The organism is Methylovirgula sp. 4M-Z18, from assembly GCF_037890675.1.
GTDB lineage: Bacteria > Pseudomonadota > Alphaproteobacteria > Rhizobiales > Beijerinckiaceae > 4M-Z18.
Genome location: NZ_CP149574.1, coordinates 1,925,110 through 1,947,935 on the forward strand (window position 1 = coordinate 1,925,110; position 22,826 = coordinate 1,947,935).

General features: G+C 60.9%; 19 protein-coding genes. 10 read left to right on the forward strand and 9 right to left on the reverse strand.

Annotated features, from left to right (window positions below):
• Positions 1–57 precede the first annotated feature (57 nt).
• From V9T28_RS23360 to V9T28_RS08840, 3 genes are all read right to left on the reverse strand, one after another.
• Entirely contained in the window at positions 58–666 is a 609-nt protein-coding gene (locus V9T28_RS23360) for a helix-turn-helix domain-containing protein (RefSeq protein ID WP_116398618.1), read from the reverse strand.
• Positions 667–834: 168 nt separating this feature from the next.
• Positions 835–999: a hypothetical protein gene (locus V9T28_RS08835; protein ID WP_158554672.1), complete on the reverse strand. Its 165-nt coding sequence runs from the start codon at positions 997–999 to the stop codon at positions 835–837.
• A gap of 206 nt (positions 1,000–1,205) precedes the next feature.
• Positions 1,206–2,234, reverse strand: a complete 1,029-nt coding sequence (locus V9T28_RS08840; protein ID WP_116398619.1) for a LacI family DNA-binding transcriptional regulator — start codon at positions 2,232–2,234, stop codon at positions 1,206–1,208.
• 164 nt (positions 2,235–2,398) lie between these two features.
• Here V9T28_RS08840 and V9T28_RS08845 point away from each other — a divergent pair, with 164 nt between their 5' ends.
• The 7 genes from V9T28_RS08845 (at position 2,399) to V9T28_RS08875 (ending at position 8,767) form a co-directional block, all read left to right on the forward strand.
• Entirely contained in the window at positions 2,399–3,511 is a 1,113-nt protein-coding gene (locus V9T28_RS08845; RefSeq protein ID WP_116398620.1) for a fatty acid desaturase family protein, read from the forward strand.
• Between the two features lie 61 nt (positions 3,512–3,572).
• Positions 3,573–3,890 carry a MocE family 2Fe-2S type ferredoxin gene (locus tag V9T28_RS08850; protein ID WP_116398621.1) on the forward strand — a complete coding sequence of 106 codons (318 nt, stop codon included), beginning with the start codon at positions 3,573–3,575 and terminating at the stop codon, positions 3,888–3,890.
• A gap of 10 nt (positions 3,891–3,900) precedes the next feature.
• Positions 3,901–5,127 (forward strand): NAD(P)/FAD-dependent oxidoreductase, encoded by a 1,227-nt coding sequence (locus tag V9T28_RS08855; protein ID WP_116398622.1) that lies wholly within the window; start codon positions 3,901–3,903, stop codon positions 5,125–5,127.
• Positions 5,128–5,192: 65 nt separating this feature from the next.
• Entirely contained in the window at positions 5,193–5,951 is a 759-nt protein-coding gene (locus V9T28_RS08860) for a 3-methyl-2-oxobutanoate hydroxymethyltransferase (RefSeq protein ID WP_245423972.1), read from the forward strand.
• Positions 5,952–5,996: 45 nt separating this feature from the next.
• Positions 5,997–6,881 (forward strand): formyltetrahydrofolate deformylase, encoded by an 885-nt coding sequence (purU, locus tag V9T28_RS08865; protein ID WP_116398624.1) that lies wholly within the window; start codon positions 5,997–5,999, stop codon positions 6,879–6,881.
• Between the two features lie 81 nt (positions 6,882–6,962).
• The gene (folD, locus tag V9T28_RS08870; RefSeq protein ID WP_116398625.1) at positions 6,963–7,865 is read left to right on the forward strand and encodes a bifunctional methylenetetrahydrofolate dehydrogenase/methenyltetrahydrofolate cyclohydrolase FolD; all 903 of its coding nucleotides are present in this window, start codon (positions 6,963–6,965) and stop codon (positions 7,863–7,865) included.
• Positions 7,866–7,939: 74 nt separating this feature from the next.
• Positions 7,940–8,767, forward strand: a complete 828-nt coding sequence (locus V9T28_RS08875; RefSeq protein ID WP_116398626.1) for a TIM barrel protein — start codon at positions 7,940–7,942, stop codon at positions 8,765–8,767.
• A 272-nt stretch (positions 8,768–9,039) separates the two neighbouring features.
• On the opposite strand, the gene V9T28_RS08880 is transcribed toward V9T28_RS08875, so the two are convergent.
• The 3 genes from V9T28_RS08880 to V9T28_RS08890 all read right to left on the reverse strand — a co-directional run bounded on the left by V9T28_RS08880 (position 9,040) and on the right by V9T28_RS08890 (position 15,836).
• On the reverse strand, positions 9,040–10,551 hold the full coding sequence (locus V9T28_RS08880) for an ATP-binding protein (protein ID WP_116398627.1): 1,512 nt from the start codon (positions 10,549–10,551) through the stop codon (positions 9,040–9,042).
• Positions 10,552–11,176: 625 nt separating this feature from the next.
• A complete protein-coding gene (locus tag V9T28_RS08885; protein ID WP_116398628.1) occupies positions 11,177–11,698 on the reverse strand; it encodes an Lcl C-terminal domain-containing protein in 522 nt (173 codons plus the stop codon).
• A gap of 436 nt (positions 11,699–12,134) precedes the next feature.
• On the reverse strand, positions 12,135–15,836 hold the full coding sequence (locus tag V9T28_RS08890) for a vitamin B12-dependent ribonucleotide reductase (RefSeq protein WP_116398629.1): 3,702 nt from the start codon (positions 15,834–15,836) through the stop codon (positions 12,135–12,137).
• Positions 15,837–16,676: 840 nt separating this feature from the next.
• On the opposite strand from V9T28_RS08890, the gene V9T28_RS08895 reads away from it, so the two are divergent.
• Together V9T28_RS08895 and V9T28_RS08900 are read left to right on the forward strand one after the other, a co-directional pair.
• Positions 16,677–17,087, forward strand: coding sequence for an NADH:ubiquinone oxidoreductase subunit NDUFA12 (locus V9T28_RS08895; RefSeq protein ID WP_116399778.1), 411 nt, complete (start codon positions 16,677–16,679; stop codon positions 17,085–17,087).
• 109 nt (positions 17,088–17,196) lie between these two features.
• A complete protein-coding gene (locus tag V9T28_RS08900) occupies positions 17,197–17,799 on the forward strand; it encodes a DUF2155 domain-containing protein (protein ID WP_116398631.1) in 603 nt (200 codons plus the stop codon).
• A gap of 1 nt (position 17,800) precedes the next feature.
• Here V9T28_RS08900 and aat read toward each other — a convergent pair whose 3' ends face one another.
• From aat to dusA, 3 genes are all read right to left on the reverse strand, one after another.
• Positions 17,801–18,499, reverse strand: coding sequence for a leucyl/phenylalanyl-tRNA--protein transferase (gene aat, locus V9T28_RS08905; RefSeq protein ID WP_116398632.1), 699 nt, complete (start codon positions 18,497–18,499; stop codon positions 17,801–17,803).
• Positions 18,500–18,606: 107 nt separating this feature from the next.
• Positions 18,607–20,457 (reverse strand): dihydroxy-acid dehydratase, encoded by a 1,851-nt coding sequence (ilvD, locus tag V9T28_RS08910; RefSeq protein ID WP_116398633.1) that lies wholly within the window; start codon positions 20,455–20,457, stop codon positions 18,607–18,609.
• A gap of 128 nt (positions 20,458–20,585) precedes the next feature.
• A complete protein-coding gene (gene dusA / locus V9T28_RS08915) occupies positions 20,586–21,548 on the reverse strand; it encodes a tRNA dihydrouridine(20/20a) synthase DusA (protein ID WP_245423836.1) in 963 nt (320 codons plus the stop codon).
• Positions 21,549–21,730: 182 nt separating this feature from the next.
• Here dusA and V9T28_RS08920 point away from each other — a divergent pair, with 182 nt between their 5' ends.
• Positions 21,731–22,804: a site-specific integrase gene (locus tag V9T28_RS08920; protein WP_116398635.1), complete on the forward strand. Its 1,074-nt coding sequence runs from the start codon at positions 21,731–21,733 to the stop codon at positions 22,802–22,804.
• The last annotated feature ends 22 nt before the right edge of the window (positions 22,805–22,826 follow it).

A 22,826-nucleotide genomic window follows, 5' to 3' on the forward strand; every position in this document is an offset into this window, starting at 1 on the left:
TAGGACGTCTACGATCCAGCTCGATTTAAACGACCACGACAGGAGTCAGGCTCTTGCTCAGCGGAGTAAGTGGAGTGTGTGTGTGCCAGCTAGACCCGATATGTTACCAAGAGTCAATGTTCGGGCCGGCCTGCTGGACGCGAGGCTTGACGCTGATTCTGCGGGCCGCGAGGGAAGCCGTCGGCCGTCTGGCAAGCCACTGAAATCCTTAACCATTTCGTGGCTCCACAGGACCGGATTGAGCCGAGAGCAGCCTGGGGGGTGAGGGCGGTCACGGACGCGTTGTTTGACGTGCCCGACTGTTGTCGCCGGCATAAAGACATGAGCCGCTTGCCCATTTCGGCACCCGCAAAAAGAAGCGGCGCCACTGCGGGGGCCGCTCGACGGACTCTTGCTCGAAATCTTGTCCCGAGACCCATAGTTTGTCTCTAACCGAGAAGTTGGCATTGATATTCTTGGGAAATTTCTCGGCATCTTATGCGAACGGCGCGAGCGCGCACTCAAGCCGCTCGCGCCCTCTTCGCGAAACCGCGCCAGCCATTTGTAGCCGGTCTTCGTACTGATCCCGAAGCGCCGGCATAAGGCTCGGACATTGCTTCCCTCCCGGCCCGCAAGGGATACAAATTCCGCCCGCAAATCACCCGTCGACATCGGTCCCCACCCCATCGCCCGCTCCCTTTAGATCGGGCAAAATGTGTTACCTATGTCTCCGAACAGGTGTTACCCATGTCTCCCGCCCATACAGGATGCCAGGTCGGATGGGCACTCTATAAATCCCTAAGGGGCAGGAGGGACGTAACCTCTTACGGCAACATTCCCCTCTCAGTCTTGGCGCTACTTCACCGTAAGCGCAAAGCCGTTGAGGTCTGCGCCTACGATCGCGCCAGCGGAATCGCCCGCAGGGGGCAGCACCGCGCCATTCTGGTTGGTCGGCACGATCGCCTGCGCGCTGCGCACGATCGCCGCTCCCGCGTGGCCTGCAGCAAACGTCCGACGCACGGCGGATGCGGCTCACGACGCCGTGGAAGCGCGTCTCGGAGGCGCCAAACGAGAACCCATAGCCAAGGCCGCCGATGTTAGGCGGTTATAGCCTGCCATGGAAATATGTCGTCCAATACCGAAGTTTGACCCTACGGCGGAGAAAACTGACTCGATTTTCAGAGAAGGCTGGCTTTTTTGCTTTTGGGTCACCTATGGTTTGCGTCTCAGATATTCTCCGGCAAGAATATATCGAACGGCAGGAAAGTCTGGCCCGGAACGGCGGTGACGTCGCCCTCAACCGCGCGCGCCATAAGATCAATCAGTTCACGACAAAGACGCGGCAACGGCACGGAGAGAACCATGGTGATCAGGTTTTCGGCGAGCGCCGCGCGCGATTCGGGCAGGAGTTCGTTGCAGATCGTCACGAGATCGCGGGCCGGACTGGCCTCACGTAACGCACGGATGGCGCCCTCCATACCGCCTCCAGCCACGTAACATCCAATGAGATCCGGATGCCGCTCCAATAAAGCCAAAATCGCCTCGTGGGTGATTTGCCCCGTCTCGAGGTTGATCATCGTGTCGAGCACCGTGAAGTCCGGCGCCTGCTCGCGGAAGAAGGCGCGAAAGCCGATTTCTCGTAACTCGTGGCCATGAAACCGATGGCTACCGACAAAAAGTGCAACCTTGCCAGGGCGTTTCGCGCCTTTTGCGATCATCCACGCAGCGGTGCGCCCGACTTTTCGATTGTCGAGACCGATGTAGGCTTGGCGCACACCCGCCGCGAAGTCGGACAGCAATGAAAACACCGGAATCTGCCGGTCCTGAAGCGCCTGCACCGCAGCTGTGAGGGTAGGGTGGTCGGGTGCGACCAGCGCCACGGCACGCACGCGCTTGGCGAGGGCGTTGAGGCGGGCGACGATCTCGTCGGGGGAGAGATTCGGGACGTAGTCGATGAGCGGCAGCGCCCGGAATTGTGTCGTTTCGGCTGCTGCCGTTTCGATCTCCCGGGCAAACTCCCGATAGAAGGTCTGATGCGGCAGAAGCAGGAACCCCAGCCGATGTTCTGGCCGGTCATGCGAGATGCGTTGGCCAATCAGCCCTGCGGCGTGGAAGCCAATATGCTTGGCCGCCTCCAACACGCGATGCGCCGTTGCTTCGCGGACCGGCAATCGGCCGTTGAGCACACGATCGACAGTTGCGACACTGACGCCGGCGGCTTGTGCCAGATCGGTGACGGTTGGCCGCTTGGCCATAAGATCTCCTTTGATAAAAATCTATCAAACTAGCAAAGCACAAAATGATTGAAATTGATAGATTATACTTCATTGCCATTGAGGGTGACGGCGGTTTGAGCAATATTTGACCATCAGATCCGACAAGATGAACCGGGGCTGATGGCCCGCCAACGGAGTTGAAGATGAGCGCTACGCTTCCTGCGGGCGATTACCGGCCCACGCGCCGCGATTACAGCCTGCTCGGCCACGACGCAAAACTCGCCGTCGAGACCGGTTTGTCCGCGGCCGAATGGTATCACACCGATATCCCGCGCAAGCAGATGAAGGAGCTGATGAAGCGTGAGGACGCGCCTGCGATCCGCGACACCCTGATTTGGCTGACGGCCTTTGCCGTCAGTGCCGCCGGCGGCATCTGGTTTTGGGGCACCTGGTGGTGCGTCCCTTTCTTCCTCGCGTACGGCGTGCTCTATGGCTCTTCCACGGACTCGCGTTGGCACGAATGCGGACACGGCACGGCGTTCAAGACGCAGTGGATGAACAACGCTGTCTATCAGGTCGCTTGCTTCATGATCATGCGAAATCCTGTGACGTGGCGCTGGAGCCATACCCGCCACCACACCGATACGATCATCGTCGGGCGCGACCCTGAGATTGCGGTGATGCGCCCGCCGAACCTGGCTCGGGTGATCCTCAATTTCTTTGGCATTGTCGATGCGTGGCATGCGATGACGGACATGATTCGCAACGCCTTTGGCGGCCTGAGCGCCGAAGAGAAGAGCTTCGTGCCGGAGATGGAGCAGGCGAGGGCGGTGCGCATCGCGCGCATCTGGACGGCCATCTATGCCGCGACGATTGCGCTGGCGATCTATTTCCATTCCCTGTTGCCGCTGATGCTGATCGGCCTTCCCCGGCTATACGGCGCATGGCACCATGTCATGACCGGCTTGCTGCAGCACGGCGGCTTGGCAGATAACGTGACCGACCATCGGCTCAACAGCCGCACGGTGCTGATGAACCCGGTGAGCCGCTTCATCTATTGGAACATGAACTATCATGTTGAGCACCACATGTTTCCGATGGTGCCCTATCACGCGCTGCCCAAGCTGCACGAAATGATCAAGCACGACCTGCCGGCACCGACCACGTCCATCCTGGCCGGCTATCGCGAAATGATCCCGGCCTTTCTGCGGCAGTTGCGGCACGAGGATTATTTTCTGAGACGTGAACTGCCCCCGACGGCAAAGCCCTACAAGGAAGAATTTCACGCTGAGCCGTCCGTGCGGGCTGCCGAATAAGGGCAAGCGGGCCACGAGAAACACGGTCGGTCTTTCGCACAATCACAGGAGGAAATCACCCATGAGCGCAAATTGGATTGAGGTCTGTGCGGCGGACGAAATCGACGAGGAAGATGTCATCCGCTTCGACCATGCGGGGCGCACCTTCGCGGTTTACCGCAGTCCCGAAGACACGTTTCATGCCACGGACGGGCTCTGCACGCACGAACAGATCCATCTTGCCGACGGGCTTGTGATGGACAACATCATCGAATGCCCGAAGCACAATGGCCGCTTTAACTACAAGACCGGCGAGGCCAAGGGCGCGCCCGTCTGCGTGAACCTCAAAACCTATGCCGTCAAGGTTGAAGGCGGCACGGTTTTCATCGCTCTGACGTGAGGATCGTATCATGGCGAATTTCGTCATTGTCGGTGCGGGCGAGTGCGGCGCGCGTGCGGCCTTCGCGTTGCGCGACAAGGGCTTCGACGGTTCGATCACGCTGATTGGAAGCGAGGCAGTTCTCCCCTATGAGCGCCCGCCGCTTTCCAAGGAGGCGCTGGTTGGTGGCACCGCACCGAAATTCGTGGCCGATCCGCAACGCTATGTAGACGCGCGCATCGACGTTCTTTCTGGCCGGACGGTGACGGCCATCGACCGGTCCGCAAGGCGCGTCATCCTGTCCGACGGCACTTCACTTCCCTATGACAAGCTGTTGCTGTCGACCGGCGCGCGGGCGCGCCCGTTGCCAGGCACATCAACGGACGGCGAACGTATCGTGACCTTACGCAGCCATGACGATGCTTGCGCCATCCGCGCGCGGCTCATCGAAGGCGAGCATGTCGCCATCCTCGGCGGGGGCTTCATCGGTCTCGAGCTTGCGGCAAGCGCTAGAAAGCTCGGTGCGAAGGTGATCCTGCTCGAAGGCCTGCCGCGCATTCTCTCGCGCGGCGTTCCGGCCGAAATCGCCGCCATCGTCGCCGAGCGCCACGCCGCGGAAGGCGTCGAGATTCGGTGCGGCGCGAAGGTGGCCGGCATAGAGGAGCGTCCCGACGAGGTCCGCATCACGCTGGACGACGGCCGCGTGGTGTCAACCGCTCTGCTTGTCGTCGGTATCGGCGCGACGCCGAACACCGAATTGGCGCAGGCCGCCGGCCTGGCGACAGACAACGGCATCGCTGTCGATGCGCTGTTGCGGACGTCGGACCCGGATATTTTCGCGGCAGGCGACTGCACGTCCTTTCCGCTCGCGCTTTATGGCGGGCGCAGGGTTCGTCTCGAATCCTGGCGCAACGCGCAGGAGCAGGGCGTTCTCGCGGCGACGAACATGCTTGGCGGATCGGAACCGGCTGCCGCCGTGCCCTGGTTCTGGTCGGACCAGTACGACCTCACCCTGCAGATCGCGGGACTTGCCGACGGCGCCGCGACGATCGTGCGCCGCGATACGGGTGAGGGGGCCTTCATCCTCTTCCATCTCGATGCCGAAGGCCGCTTGATCGCGGCGAGCGGTATCGGACCGGGTAATGCGATTGCCCGCGACATTCGCCTGGCCGAAATGCTGATTGCCGCACGTGCCCATCCCAATCCCGCCGACCTCGCCTCGCCCGAGACAAAACTCAAGAAACTGCTCGCCGCCTGAACGGCGTATTCTGGGAGATGACAGTGAAGACGAACAAGAGACCAACGGTCGCCGACCTTCAGGCAATGAAGGGCAAGCGCCAGCTCACGATGTTGCGTGTTGTCACGTTGGAGGAGGCGGCCGCCGCCGAACAGGCCGGCATCGACCTCGTCTCTGTGCCGCCAGCGTTGCTTGGGGCCGCGTTCCGAGAGGCGGCGCCGACAGTCTTCGCCTTTCCTGGCCTCGAATACGGCGATTTCATCACGGCGGACGATTATCTGCGCGGCGCCTTTCAAGCGATGCGGGCGGGCGGCGACGCGGTCTATTGCGCCGCGGGCCTGTCGACCGTGCGGCGCTTGCGCGAAGAGGGCATTCCAGTCTGCGGCCATGTCGGCCTCATCCCCTCCAAGGCAACATGGACGGGTGGCTTCAAGGCCGTCGGCAAGACGGCGGAAAGCGCCTTGGAGATCTGGCGTCAGGTCAAGGCACTGGAAGAGGCCGGCGCCTTTGCCGCAGAAATCGAGGTAGTGCCCGGCGAGGTTGCTGCCGCAATCAGTGCAAAGACCTCGCTCGTCATGCTGTCGATGGGCGCTGGAACGGGCTGTGATGCGCAGTATCTCTTCGCCGAGGATGTGCTTGGCCAAAACCGCAACCATTATCCGCGCCATGCCAAGGTTTATCGCAACTTCGCCGCCGAATACGACCGGCTGCAGCAGGAACGGATCGCCGCTTTCCGCGAATATGCCGAGGACGTGCGGTCCGGCGCCTATCCAGAACAGGCGCATATGGTCGGTATCGAGCCGTCGCAGCTCAAAGAGTTCCTGCAACATGTCGCGAAACAATGACCGGTCAGGCGACCGATTATTCGATGGGCGAAAGATGAAATTCCGATGAAAAGCTTTGTATTGACCGTGACCTGCAAATCGACCCGCGGCATCGTCGCGGCGATCACCGGATATCTTGCTGAAAAAGGGTGCAACATCACCGACAGCTCCCAGTTCGACGATCTCGAGACGGGGCTGTTTTTCATGCGGCTCAGTTTCAACAGCGAGGAAGGCGTCGGGCTTGAAGAACTCGAATCGGGCTTTGCTCCGATCGCCAAGCGCTTCGACATGAACGTCCGATTCCATGACAGCGAGCATCGGATGAAGGTGCTGCTCATGGTGTCGCGCTTCGGCCATTGCCTCAACGATCTGCTCTATCGCTGGAAGATCGGTGCATTGCCGATCAACATCGTCGGCGTTGTCTCCAACCACTTCGATTATCAGAAGGTGGTCGTCAACCACGACATTCCCTTCCATCATATTCCGGTCACCAAAGCCAACAAGCCGCAGGCCGAGGCCCGTCTACTGGAGGTGGTTGAGGGCAGCGGCGCCGATTTGATCGTCCTTGCCCGCTATATGCAGGTCCTGTCCGATGCCGTCTGCAAAAAAATGTCAGGCCGCATCATCAATATCCACCATTCGTTCCTCCCCTCGTTCAAGGGCGCCAATCCCTACAAGCAAGCGTTCGAGCGCGGGGTGAAGCTGATTGGCGCAACCGCGCATTACGTGACGGCGGATCTCGACGAAGGGCCGATCATCGAGCAGGATGTCGCGCGGATTACCCATGCGCAGAGCGCGGACGATTACGTGACCGTGGGGCGCGATGTCGAAAGCCAGGTCCTGGCGCGGGCCGTCCACGCCCACATCCACCACCGCACATTCATGAACGGAAATCGAACGATCGTCTTTCCGGCCAGTCCCGGCTCCTACAAGTCCGAGCGGCTGGGCTGATCAGACCTCGACCGGAACGGTAAGAACGCCGCAAGACATGAATATGCGCTTGCGGCGCCCGCAGCAGAAGGAATCCTGTAAATGGCCGCTATCTCGATCGACGGGCGCCTCGTCGCCGGCACGGTGATCGATACCGTGAAGTCTGCTGCCGGTACCCTGGAGCTGGACGCCGGCTTCAAGCCCGGTCTTGCCGTCATTATCGTCGGCAACGATCCTGCGAGCCACGCCTATGTCGGCGCGAAAAGTCGAATGGCGAAGGAGTGCGGTTTCGAGTCTGTGCAGCACACGCTGCCCGAGGCGACCTCGCAGGACGAGTTGATGCGGCTCGTCGAGGATCTGAATCAAGATGAGAAGATTCACGGCATTCTCGTGCAACTGCCCCTGCCGAAACATCTGCGTGCGGATCCGATCATTCAATCGATCCGGCCCGAAAAGGACGTCGACGGATTGCACGTCGTCAACGCCGGTAAGGTGGCGACCGGCGATCTCGACGGCGGCCTGATTTCCTGTACGCCCGCCGGCGCCATGGTCTTCGTGCGCCGCGCCCATGGCGACGATCTCTCCGGGTTGAACGCTGTCGTGATGGGCCGCTCGAATCTTTTCGGCAAGCCGATGTCGGCGCTGCTGCTCGCGGCCAATGCGACCGTCACGACCGCGCATTCGCGGACGAAAGACCTGCCCGCCATTTGCCGCAATGCGGATATTCTGGTCGCCGCGGTTGGCCGGCCGGAGATGGTGAAAGCCGACTGGGTGAAACCGGGCGCCACAATCATCGACGTCGGCGTCAACCGCATTCCGGCGCCGGAACGCGGTGAGGGGAAATCGCGCCTCGTCGGTGACGTCGCCTTTGGCGAATGCGCGCGCGTGGCCGGTGTCATCACCCCTGTGCCGGGCGGTGTAGGGCCCATGACGATCGCCATGCTGATGGCCAACACGGTGATCGCGGCCTATCGCAAAAGCGGTCGCAGCGCGCCGAACCTGTGATCGGTTCCAAGCGTTGGCTGTACGACTGGAACCGAAGACTACTCCCTGATCACTCTACAATGAACGAGGCCTCTATGACCGCCCAACTGAAATTCGCGCTGAACCATATGACTGCGCCGCGGCTTGACTGCCGCGCGTTCCTCGACCTAGCGGCGTCTCTGAATTGTGTCGGCGTCGAGCTTCGCAATGATTTGGCGGACAAGAATCTGACCACTGCGCCGTTCTTCGACGGCGAGGCGCCGGCGATGATCGGCGCGTATGCGCGCGAGAAAGGGCTGCGCCTGCTGGGCCTGTCAGAAGCCTATGGATTCAATGCGTGGTCGGAGAGCATGCGCGACAAGGTCCAACTGCTCATCAACCAGGCAGCGGAAGCGGGTGCGGAGTCGATTAGCCTCATTCCGCGCAACGACGCGCCGGTCTATGCCGGGGACGAGCGCGAAGAAGCGTTGCGTCGGGCTTTGAGGAATATCATCCCCATGCTCGACAAGGCAAAACTGATAGCCCTGATCGAGCCGCTGGGATTCGTCACCTCGTCGCTGCGCCACAAGGCTGACGCTGTCGCCAGCATCAAGGCTGTGGGCGGCGAAGCGCACTTCAAACTTGTGCACGACACCTTCCATCATCACATCGCCGGCGACCGAGACTTCTTTCCCGAGTTCACGGGCATCGTCCACGTTTCCGGGGTCATCGACCCGGATCTGGCGCCCGAAGACATGCAGGACCGGCACCGTATTCTGGTCGATGATCGCGACCGGCTCGACAATCTGGGACAGATACGCGCCTTGCTGGATGCGGGCTACGAGGGGGCATTCTCCTACGAAGCATTTTCCGCCGACGTGCATGCTCTTACCGCCCCCGCCATGCCGCTCAGACAGAGCATGGAGTTCATAGCCGCGACCTAACCAGCCGACCTTCATCGAAAACGCCAGTCTAACCGGTGCGGCTTCGTGGAGAACTTTTTCGGCTCAACGATGCCGCGCTCCTCAACCCGGCACGGCAGGATGGCGCACAGAACCGGGTTTCGATCTGCCCGACATCTACATGCCCGCATGCAGGTCTCATGATAGGTCTGGGGTGCTGCGGAGTGCAAATGTGCTTGATCTGAGGTTGTAAAATTTATATTATATTTCAATAAGATCGGTGGTTGGCGGAGGAGGGGCGCGTCGACGCAAAGTCACAGAGAGGGGCCGCCACAGGCTTCCTCGACCATTTGATCGTCCGCGTTGGGGTCGCCTGGTGCCGTTGCCCAGGCGAGTTGGACAAGCGTCACGATGCGTCGGCCGGCGCCGTCGAGTTGGCAAACGAGAAGGCCTTGTTCTTCCATATAGCTGAGCAGGCGCCGCGCACGGCGTAGCGAATGCGTGCCGTAGGCGCGGGCAATTGCCGCGTCGCTCGGGCAAGGCCACCCCTCCTTGGCCGCGCGTGCGACCATCATGAACACACCCTGCATATCCTCGGGCAGGATGCTGGCGCGGAGCGAGACGTCCTGCCACGCGTCATCCGAGGCCATGGCGGAGTCGAGCCCGGCGCGGGCGTGAGCCAGCATGCGGCGAAATTCGCTGAGGTCCGGCACGGTCGACCCGAGCCCTTCGATACGACAGCGGACGACGAACTCCTGATACAGCACGCCGATGGTCCGGAATCCTGCATCCGGTTCTGCCAGGATGCTGCGCAGGATTCGGTCCAGCCGCTCATGCCGTGCCGCCAGTTCCTGCTCGCTGGGCGGCTGCTCCGCCGGCTCCGGGCGGATTTCCTGCGTTGCCGATTTGGCCGCCATGAGCTGGCTGAGAAGGTCGGGCGAGGGCCGGCGCGGGGTGCGGGGCGTCTCCGGTAGTGGGGCCGCCAGAATAACGGCGCGCGCGTCCTCCAGGGTCGATTCGGGCAGCGGCGTAAGCCGTGGCGTCGCATTGCGCGGCCCTGTATCGGTCGGGCCGATGCGCAGCCCAAGCGGGCGGCGGGAAAGGGCAGGGCCGAGCGCCATGAATTGCCCCCGCTCCAGGTCGCGGAAGGCGTCGGCCTGGCGCCGCTCCATACCGAGAAGATCGGCCGCGCGCGCCATGTCGATATCAAGGAAGGTTCGTCCCATCAGGAAATTGGACGCCTCCGCCGCGACATTCTTGGCGAGTTTCGCCAGGCGCTGGGTTGCGATGACCCCGGCAAGTCCGCGTTTGCGGCCACGGCACATCAGGTTTGTCATCGCCCCGAGAGAAAGTTTGCGCGCCTCGTCCGAAACCTCGCCGGCGACGGCTGGGGCAAAGAGCTGCGCCTCATCGACCACCACCAGCATCGGGTACCAATGGTCGCGAGGGGCGTCGAAAAGCCCGCCGAGGAAGGCCGCGGCGCGGCGCATTTGATTCTCGGCGTCGAGCCCTTCAAGGTTAAGCACCGTAGAGACGCGATGGATGCGGGTGCGCTCGCCCGCGACCTGGAGGCTCCGCTCCGTATGGTCCTCGGCGTCGATCACAAGGTGGCCGAAGCGGTCGGCCAGAGTCACGAAATCACCTTCGGGGTCGAGAATGGCCTGCTGCACCCAAGGAGCGCTCTGTTCCAACAGTCGGCGCAGCAGATGGGATTTGCCCGAGCCCGAATTGCCCTGCACGAGCAGGCGGGTCGCCAACAGTTCTTCGAGGTCGAGAGCCGCTGGGGCGCCTGCCGTCGTCTGTCCCATCTCGATCGCAACGGTCATGTCTCGACTCAAAAAGTTACTTGCGGGGAGGGCTTAACAAGCCGATCGCACCCCGTCGAGCGCTTGGGGCATAAGGAATTGTGGAGCAGTCGGATGGCGCGTGCCGTAAAGGCCAGTGCGACCTCCGAGGATGGAGGTCCATGGTTCATCCAATTGAAGACAGGATGACTGCTCAAGCGCGCCGGGTGGTGCTCGAGAGCTCCGATTGGCTGATTTCTGCCGAAATCGAGAAAATAACCGGATTCACCCTACGAACGTAAACGGCGCCTTTGGGGCGTCGTTCGATTGATTTTGCCTCAAAATCCTGACTGCGGAACTATTATGGGTGTATTTGCGGACACTTTATGGGCCCCTGCGGACAAACTATGGTTCCCGCGACACAACTGTCACGAGTGCCAAAGTTGTTCCCAAATCGAAGTTCGCCACATTGATTTTGCTGGATAATCTTTCGACACGGTGCGACAAATTTTCCTCAATCACACCCATAGTGCTTCCGCAATCTGAGTGTCGCAAATGTCTGTCGCAAAACTCGAATTTTTGCGAGCAAGTTTTGCGACTAGAATTGCCGAGCAAATTCAGCTTGGCGCTTGTTGGGTCGGAAAATCAGAAGATTTGCGACACCGCGCTATTTTTTGACCCCTTCGCCGTGGGACAAATCCCTGACGATGAGAACCGATAAACCAAAGCCTGGGCTGTGCATGTCGATCACCCGATTACTGAAGTCGAAGTAGTAAAACATATTGGGCATGGCTTGGCTGGCCGTCCAGAAATTTGCCCCCTCACCATGATCAGACGTTGTGGTGGCCGGAAATACTCTCGTGTCGATTTTCGGCCCCTTACAGGAATGAAACCAAAGTTTTTCCATCTCTGGGCCAGATGGAAGTCGCCATCCTTGCCCATATACCTTTGCCTGCTTGATAGCCTCATCATGGCTGAGGTAACTTGGTTCGCCGCTACACCGATCTTCCTTGCTCCATCTCATACCAAGAGGGCAGCGATTCCAGACCAATTTATTTTTTGGATCGATTGCGAGTGAACCTTTAAGCACAAATCCGGTAATTGGCGGCGGGCTGCAATCTGCAAGAACAAATTGATACGGGATTATCGCGAGGAGAACACTCAGCACTATACCGGAGATAATCTTCATGGATCCACGATCTGTGATTTTCTGCAACGTGCGATTTCTATGGCGATTGCGTCGGATTTAAGATTCTTCCCACGTGCAATGCACGCCGCAAATCTCCCGACTTTTATTCGAGTTTTGCGTCTGATTTTTGCAACGTCGCAAAATTCCGCTTTTGCGACAAGACTCGATGCCGCCGTATGCTCCCCCTGAGAGGCTTCTGTGTGCCACAATAGGGAGTTGATCCCCTGAGCTTTCGTTGAGCTGCTGCAATCGCACGAGGGGCTGGCCGTATTTCTCTTCCGAGTGCAGCAAAGGGAAACGGCGCCACAGAAGGCGCCGTTTGATTGATTTTGCCCCGGAAATCGGCTTTGTGGACCGACTATGGAGGTATTTGAGGAAGAACTTTGCTTCAGTGAGGAAGAACTGTGGTTCTCATGTCAACAACCTTTCGCATGCCTCACGAACAGCCCGTCGTGCCGCCGCAGGTGTCGCATTTCAAGCAGGTCCCATTTCGCACTAGCGTGAAATTGCCGCATTCGGGGCAGGCTTCGCCGACATAGCCTTTCATTTTCGCTTCCTTGCGGCGCTCGTCGATGGAGCCGGTCTTGGCGGTTGAGCGCTCCGCCGGCGCCGACCAGTCGAGGGCGGTCAGGTCCGCTTCGTCGTCGGCATAGGTCTCGGGCTCCGCCTTCAGTGCCGTCGCGCCATGGGTCGCGAAAGCGACGACCGTTCCAGGCGCGGCGCTTTCGGCGGGCACGGTCAGGAGGTTGGTCGTGCGGCCGCGCAGCAAGCCCTTGGAGACGATCCGGGTCGCTGGCTGGGTGCTCGGCGCCTTGCTTTGGTCCTCGCCCTTGCCGATCACATCATGGCCGATGTCCTCGGGGCTGACATGGGCGAGGTCATAGCGCTGCAGGTAGGAGATCGCCAATTCGCGGAAGACGTAGTCGAGCACCGATGTCGCGTTCTTGATCGCGTCATTGCCCTGCACGAAGCCTGCCGGCTCGAAGCGGGTGAAGGTGAAGGCGTCGACATATTCTTCCAGCGGCACGCCATATTGCAGGCCGAGCGAGATCGCGATGGCGAAATTGTTCATCAGCGAGCGGAAGGCCGCGCCTTCCTTATGCATGTCGATGAAGATCTCGCCCAAACGGCCGTCATTGTACTCACCGGTACGCAAGTAAACCTTGTGGCCGCCGACTACGGCCTTCTGCGTATAGCCCTTGCGGCGATCCGGCAGTTTGTCGCGATCATGGGCGCGTTCCACCACGCGCTCGACGATCTTCTCGACGATCTTCTCGGCGACTTGCGTCGCGCGGGCAGGGGCGGTGGCGGCGACCAGGGTCTCGACCGCATCCTCCTCGTCGTCCTCGTCCTGAATGAGCTGGGCATTCAGCGGCTGCGAGAGTTTCGAGCCGTCGCGATAAAGCGCATTGGCCTTCAGGGCGAGTTTCCACGAGAGCATATAGGCGCTCTTGCAATCCTCGACCGTCGCATCGTTCGGCATGTTGATGGTCTTGGAGATCGCGCCCGAGATGAAGGGCTGCGCCGCCGCCATCATGCGGATGTGGCTTTCGACAGAGAGATAGCGCTTGCCCGTGCGGCCGCACGGATTGGCGCAGTCGAACACCGGATAATGCTCCGGCTTCAAGTGCGGCGCGCCTTCCAGGGTCATCGCGCCGCAGACATGGATATTGGCCGCCTCGATTTCGGACTTGGAGAAGCCGAGGAAGGGCAGGAGCTCGAAGCTTGAATCATCGAGCTTGTCGGCGGGCACTTTCAGGACCTGGGTCAGGAAGTCGGCGCCCAGCGTCCATTTGTTGAACACGAACTTGATGTCGAAGGCCGAGGCAAGGGATTTCTCCAGCGCCTCGAGTTTCGCGTCATCGAAGCCCTTGGCGCGCAGGCTCGTGTGGTTGATCCCAGGCGCCTGGCGCAGCGAGGCATGGCCGACGGCGTAAGCCTCGATCTCGGCGATCTCTGCCTCGCGATAGCCGAGCGCACGCAACGCCTCCGGCACGGCGCGGTTGATGATCTTGAAATAGCCGCCGCCGGCGAGCTTCTTGAACTTCACCAGGGCGAAATCGGGCTCGATGCCGGTGGTGTCGCAATCCATCACCAGACCGATCGTACCGGTCGGCGCGATCACGCTCACCTGCGCGTTGCGGTAGCCGTTCTTCTCGCCGAGCTGAAGTGCGCGGTCCCAGGCAGCCTTGGCATGGGCGCCGAGTTCGGTGTGGGTCAGCGACGCATGGTCGAGCGGCACCGGATTGACCGAGAGCTTCTCGTAGCCGGCCGCCTCACCGTAAGCGGCGCGGCGGTGGTTGCGGATGACGCGCAGCATGGCCGCGGCATTCGGCTGATATTCCGGGAAGGGCCCGAGCTCGCCTGCCATTTCGGCCGAGGTCGCGTAGCACACGCCGGTCATCAGCGCGGTCAACGCGCCGCCAAGCGCGCGGCCTTCGTCGGAATCATAGGGAATGCCGGACGACATCAAGAGGCCGCCGATATTGGCATAGCCGAGGCCGAGGGTGCGGTAGTCGTAGGAAAGACGGGCGATTTCCTTCGACGGGAATTGCGCCATCAGCACCGAGATTTCGAGCACGACCGTCCACAGGCGCACGGCGTGTTCGTAAGACGCAACATCGATCTGCTTCGTCGCATCGTCCTTGAACTGCAGGAGGTTGAGCGACGCGAGATTGCAGGCGGTGTCGTCCAGGAACATATATTCCGAGCACGGGTTCGACGCACGGATCGGGCCGCCGGCCGGGCTCGTGTGCCAGTCGTTCATTGTGGTGTTGAAATGCAGGCCCGGATCGGCTGAGGCCCAGGCGGCATAGCCGATCTTCTCCCACAGGTCGCGTGCCTTCAGGGTCTTGTGGACCTTGCCGTCGATGCGGCGGATCAGGTTCCATTCGCCATCCGCTTCGACAGCGCGCAGGAAATCGTCCTTCAGCGATACCGAATTGTTGGAATTCTGGCCGGAGACGGTGAGATAGGCTTCCGAATCCCAGTCCGTATCGTAGGTCTGGAAGGCGATGTCCTTATAGCCCTGTTTGGCGAACTGGATGATGCGCTGGACATAATTGTCCGGCACGTTGTCGCGGCGCGCGGCCTTGATGTCGCGCTTCAGGGCAGGGTTTTTTTCCGGGTTGAAGCAATCGTCATTCGAGCCTTCGCAATTGATGCAGGCTTTCAGAATGGCCTTGAGATGCTTCTTGACGATTTTCGAGCCGGTGACGAGAGCGGCAACCTTCTGCTCCTCGTTCACTTTCCAGTCGATATAGGCCTCGATATCCGGGTGATCGGCATCGACCACCACCATTTTGGCGGCGCGGCGGGTGGTGCCGCCGGATTTGATCGCGCCCGCGGCGCGGTCGCCGATCTTGAGGAAGCTCATCAGGCCCGACGATTTGCCGCCGCCCGAAAGCCTCTCGTTCTCGCCGCGCAGCATCGAGAAATTGGAGCCGGTGCCGGAGCCATATTTGAACAGGCGGGCCTCGCGGACCCACAGGTCCATGATGCCACCGTCATTGACGAGATCATCCGCGACCGACTGGATGAAGCAGGCATGCGGCTGCGGATGCTCATAGGCCGATTTGGACTTGACCAGGCGGTCGGTCTCGAAATCGACGTAATAGTGGCCTTGGCCGGGGCCATCGATGCCATAGGCCCAGTGCAAGCCGGTGTTGAACCATTGCGGCGAATTGGGCGCCACCATCTGGCGCGCGAGCATGTAGCGCAATTCGTCGAAGAAGGCCGCGGCGTCCTCTTCCGAGGTGAAATATTTGCCCTTCCAGCCCCAATAGGTCCAGGTGCCGGCGAGGCGATCGAAAACTTGGCGCGACGAGGTTTCCGAGCCGAAGCGTTCGGCCTTGGGCAACACTTCGAGCGCCTCTTCGTCGGGCACCGAGCGCCACAGGAACGAGGGAACGGACGTCTCCTCGACCTTTTTCAGATGCTTGGGCACGCCCGCCTTGCGGAAATATTTCTGGGCGAGCACGTCGGCCGCAACCTGGCTCCAGGCGGCCGGAACCTCGATCCCGTCCAGGGAAAAGACCACCGATCCATCCGGGTTCCGGATTTCACTCTTCGTCTTCCGAAAATCGATCTCCGCATAGGGAGATTTGCCCTTGGTCGTATAGCGCCGTTCGATCCGCATTTTTCAATACCCCGTATAAGCAGGCTAGAAGCCTGCGAGCCGCTTTCCGGCTCTCAACCCCGTGAGAAAACGCCCTGGCTTTTATGCAGTGTAATTCTGCGCGCCATGTACCCGTTAATCAGAACTTCGAAGGGTGACGCACGCGCTCAAAAAGGGAACAAATATCCTCACGCCGAAAAGCCAAAGGCCTTTCGCCGCTTCGATCTTCATAACCCGTCTTGAAACTGAGCCAGGCATGTCTTCAGGGTTTGGAGTTACGTCCAATCCGTCTGTCTGGCCTTGCCGCCGCGTCACTCGCAACTGATTGAACCTTAGTGTGAGATTCCTTCCGCCGTCAAGCACTAGAGAGATGCTTGACGACCACATACAAAATGTAGTGTCCGGTCGGGAATTTTCCAGATTCGGGCGAGGGTAGCTGGTTAAGTGTCGGATGCGGCTCAAACTTTTATCGAGCGGCACCGCACCGGCAAATAGTTAATTGCCGATTCACTATAAGTGACTCATGAGACGAGCGCATATCGCCGTACAAGAATTATGACGGTAGCGCGTATTTGTTCCCGTTATCCCCAGCCTGCCTCGTTGGTTGCGGCTTCGCGGCCAACGGCCGGATTTCGTTGGTTTTTGCCGGCAGAATCGCTGCCGCGCCATTCTGCGCGGCAAAAGCGGCAGCCGTACTGTCCATATTTTTCTTGGGGATTTTTTTCGCGTCCTCGATTCCCTTGTGGTCCGCACGCGAAAGCCAAATCCGTGCTGGACATGAACAAGCACTAAAGCCATAGTCCGGCCAAAGCGGGTCCAAGGGTGGATTCTGCTCTCCTTGTCTTGCGCGGATTTTTCAAGATGAAGCAATTCCTCTTGCGGTTTTTCACCTGGTGGCATGGCGCGACGCTGAACACGCGTTTTTACACGTCGCGTCACGGCGAATTGGTCGGCAAGGACGAGTTCGGCAATTGCTACTACCGTACGCGGGGCGGCAAGAAGGATCCGGCTTTGGGATTCGAGCGCCGCTGGGTGATCTACGCCGGCGAGACGGAAGCCTCCGCGACGCCTCCCGGCTGGTTCGGCTGGCTGCATCATACGGTGGACGTGCCGCCACCCGAAGAAACCTACACGCCGCGCGAATGGCAAATGCCCCATCTGCCCAACCAGACGGGTACGCCGCATGCGTGGCGCCCCGAGGGCTCGACCATGAAATCCGGTCAGCGTCCGGCTGCAACCGGCGATTATGAGGCCTGGTCGCCCAACGGCTGAGCCACACATTCGACAAAGCCGAAAGATAGCCACGCGGCCTTTGCCGTGATCCCGCCCGATTTTTAGGAGATCAAGCGGCTAGAGATGAACGCGGGCCCTGGATTTTAAAATGACGAAACATATGACGCCGAAGGCTGCGGCCATAGGTATTCTAACGGTCGCGGCCGGATTTACGGCCTCAGCCGATGTCGCCTATGCGGACAAAATCAAGAATCCGGTCGCCATCTTCCAAAAGCTCGACAAGATCACCGGCCGCATCAGCGATAAGCCGATCGAGCTCGAGATCGACAAGCCGGCGCGAATCGACGGCACCACCCTCGTGGTGACGCCGCGGGTTTGCTACACGCGGCCGCAGACCGAATCGCCGCTGACGACAAGTTTCGTCGAGGTGAACGACATCCAGACGGACGGTCAGCAGAAGCGGATTTTCACCGGCTGGATGTATGCTGACAGTCCGGGCCTGCACGGTCTTGAACATCCCATTTACGATGTGTGGCTGATTGGCTGCAAAGGCGGCACGCAAGTGATCGTCACGCCGCCGGACCCCAACGACGAGCCGCCTCCGGCGCCCTTGATGAAGCCCGCGCCCGTCGCCAAGGCACCGCCGCGCCAGGCGCCGGTCCGCACGGCGCAGCCTCAGCCGGAATACGCGCCGCCGCCGCAACCCGCCAAACCGAAAAGCCTGTTCGACGCGCTTTTCGGCGGACAATAGTCTAGTCGGGCAGATCGTCGGCCGTCTGGGATCGCTCGGTCAAAGCCTGGACCGCATGCCGGCCGGTGACCGTCCCGTCTTTGGGCCACAAATTGAAATCCGCGCGCACCGTCAAAGCCGCCGCAAGCCGGCGGTGATAGGTGGCGCGCGGAATCTCTACGGCCCCAAGCGACGCCAGATGCGGCGTGACGAATTGTGTGTCGAGCAGGGTAAAGCCGCCCGCCACGAGCCGCGCCGCCAAATGGACCAGCGCGATTTTCGAGGCGTCGCGCACGCGGTGGAACATGCTCTCGCCGAAGAAGGCGCCGCCGAGCACCACACCATAGAGACCACCGGCCAATTCGCCGTCCTGCCAGACCTCGACGCTATGCGCATGGCCAAGGTCGAACAAGGTTTGATACAGTTCGCGGATGCGGGCGTTGATCCAGGTGTTCGGGCGATCCGGCGTCGGCGCCGCGCAAGCGGCGATCACCCGGTCGAAGCTCTTATCGCATGTGATTAGAAATTTGTGAGAGCGGACTGACTTTAGCAAGCTTTTCGAAATGACGATGCCGTCGAGCGGGAAGATGCCGCGCTGTTCCGGATCCATCCAGAACAGCGTCGGATCATCGGCGCTTTCGGCCATCGGAAACAGGCCGATCGAATAGGCCTTGAGCAAGACCTCCGGGGTGATCGCAAAGGGATGCTCCGCCGCGGCCATCGATCTACATCGCCCTCGGCTCGTATCGGCATCCCGGGACAAGCCCGGGACGACAGGTCCTGGCGTCGCGCGAGTCCGGGGCCAATGCCATCGGTCTTGTCGGTCCTTTACGACGAAATCTGGCTCACATCGCGCACCGCGCCCTTGGCGGCGCTGGTGGTGAGGGCGGCATAGGCCTTGAGCGCGGTGGAAACCTTGCGCTTGCGCGCGGCAGGCTTCCAGGCATCTTTGCCTTTCTCTTCCATTGCGGCCTTGCGCGCGGCGAGGACGTCGTCCTCCACCGCGAGATGAATCTTGCGGATCGGGATGTCGATTTCGATCGTATCGCCGTTCTCGACAAGGCCGATCAGGCCGCCTTCCGCCGCTTCCGGCGAGACATGGCCGATCGACAGGCCGGACGAGCCGCCCGAGAAGCGGCCGTCGGTGACGAGTGCACAGGCTTTGCCGAGGCCTTTCGATTTCAGATAGCTGGTCGGATACAGCATTTCCTGCATGCCCGGACCGCCTCGCGGACCCTCGTAACGGATCAACACGATGTCGCCGGGCTTGATCTTGCCCGTCAGAATACCATCGACCGCCGAATCCTGGCTCTCGAACACGCGGGCCGGTCCCGAGAAGGTCAGGATGCTGGCATCGACGCCTGCAGTCTTCACGATGCAGCCATCGATCGCGAGATTGCCGTAGAGCACTGCAAGGCCGCCGTCCTTGGAAAAGGCGTGCTCCGCGTTGCGGATCACGCCGGTGGCACGGTCGGCGTCTACGTCGTCCCAGCGGCGGTTCTGACTGAACGCAACCTGGGTCGGCACGCCGCCCGGCGCGGCGCGGTAGAAATGTTCCACCTCGGCGCTCTTGTTGCGCACGATATCCCACTGATCGAGCGCGTCCGCAAGCGTCGCGCTATGCACGGTCGGGACGTGAGTGTGCAGCAGGCCAGCCCGATCGAGTTCGCCCAGGATCGCCATGATGCCGCCGGCGCGGTGAACGTCTTCCATGTGCACATCGGACTTTGCTGGAGCGACCTTGCACAGAACCGGCACGCGGCGCGACAGGCGATCGATATCGGCCATGGTGAAATGCACTTCGCCCTCGTGCGCGGCAGCCAGAAGATGCAGGACCGTATTGGTCGAGCCGCCCATGGCGATATCGAGCGTCATGGCGTTTTCGAAGGCCTCGAAGGTTGCGATCGAGCGGGGCAATGCGCTGTCGTCGTTGCGCTCGTAATAGCGGCGGGCGAGGTCGACGACGCGGTGGCCGGCTTGTTCGAACAGGCTCTGGCGATCGGCGTGCGTTGCCAGCACCGAGCCATTGCCTGGCAACGCGAGGCCGAGCGCTTCGGTCAGGCAGTTCATCGAATTGGCGGTGAACATGCCGGAGCAGGAGCCGCACGTCGGGCAGGCGGAGCGCTCGATGATTTTGACATCTTCGTCCGAGACGTTGTCGTCCGCCGCCGCAACCATGGCATCGACGAGATCGAGTGCCACTACTTTGTCCTGCAGCTTAACCTTGCCGGCCTCCATCGGGCCACCGGAGACGAAGACGGTCGGGATATTGAGCCGCAAGGCGGCCATCAGCATGCCGGGGGTGATCTTGTCGCAATTGGAAATGCACACGAGGGCGTCGGCGCAATGGGCATTGACCATGTATTCCACCGCATCGGCGATCAGTTCGCGCGAGGGCAGGGAGTAGAGCATGCCGTCATGGCCCATGGCGATACCGTCATCGACCGCGATCGTGTTGAACTCCTTGGCGACGCCGCCGGCCTTTTCGATCTCGCGGGCAACGAGCTGGCCGAGATCCTTCAGATGCACGTGGCCTGGCACGAACTGGGTGAAGGAATTGGCAATGGCGATGATCGGCTTACCGAAATCCGCATCTTTCATGCCCGTCGCGCGCCAAAGGCCGCGTGCGCCTGCCATATTGCGGCCGTGGGTGGTGGTGCGGGAACGGTAAGCGGGCATGGGTCGTCTCGTTCAGAAGGTCACGTGAGGGATGTCTGTCGTACAAATAGGGGAAGGAAGTCAATCAGTCGAGCATTCAGCCCAGCGTTTCGCTGCCGGCATGGGTTTGCAGCCCGCGGAACGTGGGTTCAGGCGGCGCTTGCCGCGTGTTCGACTTGCCGCACCACCAAGCCGAGCGCATCCTTGATGACATTGATGCCAGCGCCGCGTTTCGGGGCTTCCGTCGACAGATGCCGCCGCCAGAGCCGCGCGCCGGGCATGCCGGCGAAGAGGCCGAGGATGTGACGAGTCATGTCCGCGAGCCGGACACCTTCCCCCAGGCGGGCTTCGACATAGGGCAGGAAAGCCTCGACGGCCGCAAAGGCGTCGGGCATCGGATCGATTGTACCGAATAGTACAGAGTCAGCAGTCAACAGCAGCCCCGGATCGTGATAGGCCGCACGCCCGAGCATAGCCCCGTCGACATGCCGCAGGTGGGCCGCCGCCTCGTCGAGATTGGCAATGCCGCCGTTGATCGCGATCGTCACGCCGGGATAGGCCTGTTTCAGCCGGTAGACGATGTCGTAATCGAGCGGCGGAATATCGCGGTTTTCCTTGGGCGACAGGCCCTGCAACCAGGCTTTGCGTGCATGCACCACGAGTGCATCGGCGCCCGCCGCGATGACGTCGCGCGCCATGGCAAAAAGCGCCTCTTCCGGATCCTGGTCGTCGACGCCGATCCGGCACTTAACCGTCACCGGCACGGCGACCGCCGCTTTCATCTCCGCTACACAATCGCCGACCCTGGCCGGTTCGCGCATCAGGCAGGCGCCGAACGCGCCATTCTGGACGCGGTCGGACGGGCAGCCGCAATTGATGTTGATCTCGTCATAACCATAGTCGGCCCCGATCCGCGCGGAGAGCGCGAGGTCTTTCGGCTCGGAGCCACCCAGCTGCAGCGCGACCGCATGTTCGGCCTCGGAGAACCCAAGCAGCCGTTCGCGGTTCCCATGAATGACGGCCCCCGTTGTCACCATTTCCGTGTAGAGCCGCGTGCGGCGCGACAGGATGCGATGGAAAAACCGGCAGTGCCGGTCGGTCCAGTCCATCATGGGCGCTACGGAAAGGCGGAAATTCTCAGAATTCAGCTTTTTGCTTGGATTTTCTAAGTTTCTCGCCATTTTTCGCCGATGATTCCCGTCTCATTTTAGGCTGTTTGCGCCCATTTCCGAATCCGTTTACAACCGATGTTGTAAATTCAAACCATCATGTTGTAAATCACGTCGATAATCGCATGGGCACGATCACCGAGCGCCGCCGCAAGGACGGCTCAACCGCATATTTGGCGCAAATTTCCCTCACGCGCGAGGGGAAAATCGTCTTTCGAGAGGCGCAAACCTTCGATCGTCGCCCCGCGGCGGCGGCGTGGCTCAAGAAGCGGGAGAAGGAACTCGCCAAGCCGGGTGCCGTTCTAGCCGCCCGCAAGCGAGATCCGACCCTCGGGGAGGTCATCCAGCGGTATATCGACGACTCCGCTCATATCGGCAAGACCAAGGGACAAGTCCTGCGGGCCATCAAGACACACGATATTGCCGAGACGCGGTGTGCTGACATCGGGAGCGCCGACCTGGTCGAATACGCCGGCTGGCTCATGGAGCGGATGCAGCCACAGACCGTCGGAAATTATCTCGCCCATCTCGGCGCAGTCTTTGCTATCGCTCGGCCTGCCTGGCAGGTCGCGCTCGATCCGCAATCGATGAGTGACGCAAAGCGCGTGGCGAAGCGGCTAGGCTTGATCAGCAAGTCGAAAGGTCGCGACCGGCGTCCGACGCTCGATGAGCTGGACATCCTCCTTACCCACTTCGCCAGCAGCAGGGCGTCCCGGGTCGACGCGATCCCGATGGTGGAAGTCGTTCTGTTTGCGCTCTTTTCAACGCGGCGCCAAGCGGAAATCACCCGAATCAAGTGGAAGGACTACGACCGAGAGGGCGCCCGGACGCTTGTGCGGGACATGAAACACCCCGGCGAGAAAGTCGGCAACGATGTGTGGTGCGATCTTCCAGATCCGGCGCAGCGCATCATTGAGAGCAGACCGCGCACAGCCGACGAGGTCTTTCCCCACAATGCCGAGTCGATCAGTGCGAGTTTTACGGATGCCTGCGCGATCCTCGGAATCGAGGATCTGCACTTCCACGACCTGCGACATGAGGGAATTTCCCGCCTGTTCGAGATGGGCTGGAACATTCCCCACGTGGCGGCGGTATCGGGTCACCGCGACTGGAAATCTCTCAAGCGCTATACGCACCTGCGGCAGAGTGGGGACAAATATCTGGGGTGGAAGTGGTTGGAGCGATTTAGCGGGGCGTAGAAGGCCCCAGTAGCGGAGGAGC

Bases quoted from the DNA above. Each gene is read 5' to 3' on its own strand.
- V9T28_RS08920 (WP_116398635.1), top strand. From the start codon at position 21,731: ATGGGCACGATCACCGAGCGCCGCCGCAAGGACGGCTCAACCGCATAT.
- folD (WP_116398625.1), top strand. From the start codon at position 6,963: ATGGCCGCTATCTCGATCGACGGGCGCCTCGTCGCCGGCACGGTGATC.
- V9T28_RS08850 (WP_116398621.1), top strand. From the start codon at position 3,573: ATGAGCGCAAATTGGATTGAGGTCTGTGCGGCGGACGAAATCGACGAG.
- V9T28_RS08880 (WP_116398627.1), bottom strand. From the start codon at position 10,551: ATGACCGTTGCGATCGAGATGGGACAGACGACGGCAGGCGCCCCAGCG.
- V9T28_RS08875 (WP_116398626.1), top strand. From the start codon at position 7,940: ATGACCGCCCAACTGAAATTCGCGCTGAACCATATGACTGCGCCGCGG.
- ilvD (WP_116398633.1), bottom strand. From the start codon at position 20,457: ATGCCCGCTTACCGTTCCCGCACCACCACCCACGGCCGCAATATGGCA.
- V9T28_RS08840 (WP_116398619.1), bottom strand. From the start codon at position 2,234: ATGGCCAAGCGGCCAACCGTCACCGATCTGGCACAAGCCGCCGGCGTC.
- purU (WP_116398624.1), top strand. From the start codon at position 5,997: ATGAAAAGCTTTGTATTGACCGTGACCTGCAAATCGACCCGCGGCATC.
- V9T28_RS23360 (WP_116398618.1), bottom strand. From the start codon at position 666: ATGGGGTGGGGACCGATGTCGACGGGTGATTTGCGGGCGGAATTTGTA.
- V9T28_RS08895 (WP_116399778.1), top strand. From the start codon at position 16,677: ATGAAGCAATTCCTCTTGCGGTTTTTCACCTGGTGGCATGGCGCGACG.
- V9T28_RS08890 (WP_116398629.1), bottom strand. From the start codon at position 15,836: ATGCGGATCGAACGGCGCTATACGACCAAGGGCAAATCTCCCTATGCG.
- V9T28_RS08845 (WP_116398620.1), top strand. From the start codon at position 2,399: ATGAGCGCTACGCTTCCTGCGGGCGATTACCGGCCCACGCGCCGCGAT.
- dusA (WP_245423836.1), bottom strand. From the start codon at position 21,548: ATGATGGACTGGACCGACCGGCACTGCCGGTTTTTCCATCGCATCCTG.
- V9T28_RS08885 (WP_116398628.1), bottom strand. From the start codon at position 11,698: ATGAAGATTATCTCCGGTATAGTGCTGAGTGTTCTCCTCGCGATAATC.
- aat (WP_116398632.1), bottom strand. From the start codon at position 18,499: ATGGCCGCGGCGGAGCATCCCTTTGCGATCACCCCGGAGGTCTTGCTC.
- V9T28_RS08900 (WP_116398631.1), top strand. From the start codon at position 17,197: ATGACGAAACATATGACGCCGAAGGCTGCGGCCATAGGTATTCTAACG.
- V9T28_RS08855 (WP_116398622.1), top strand. From the start codon at position 3,901: ATGGCGAATTTCGTCATTGTCGGTGCGGGCGAGTGCGGCGCGCGTGCG.
- V9T28_RS08860 (WP_245423972.1), top strand. From the start codon at position 5,193: ATGAAGGGCAAGCGCCAGCTCACGATGTTGCGTGTTGTCACGTTGGAG.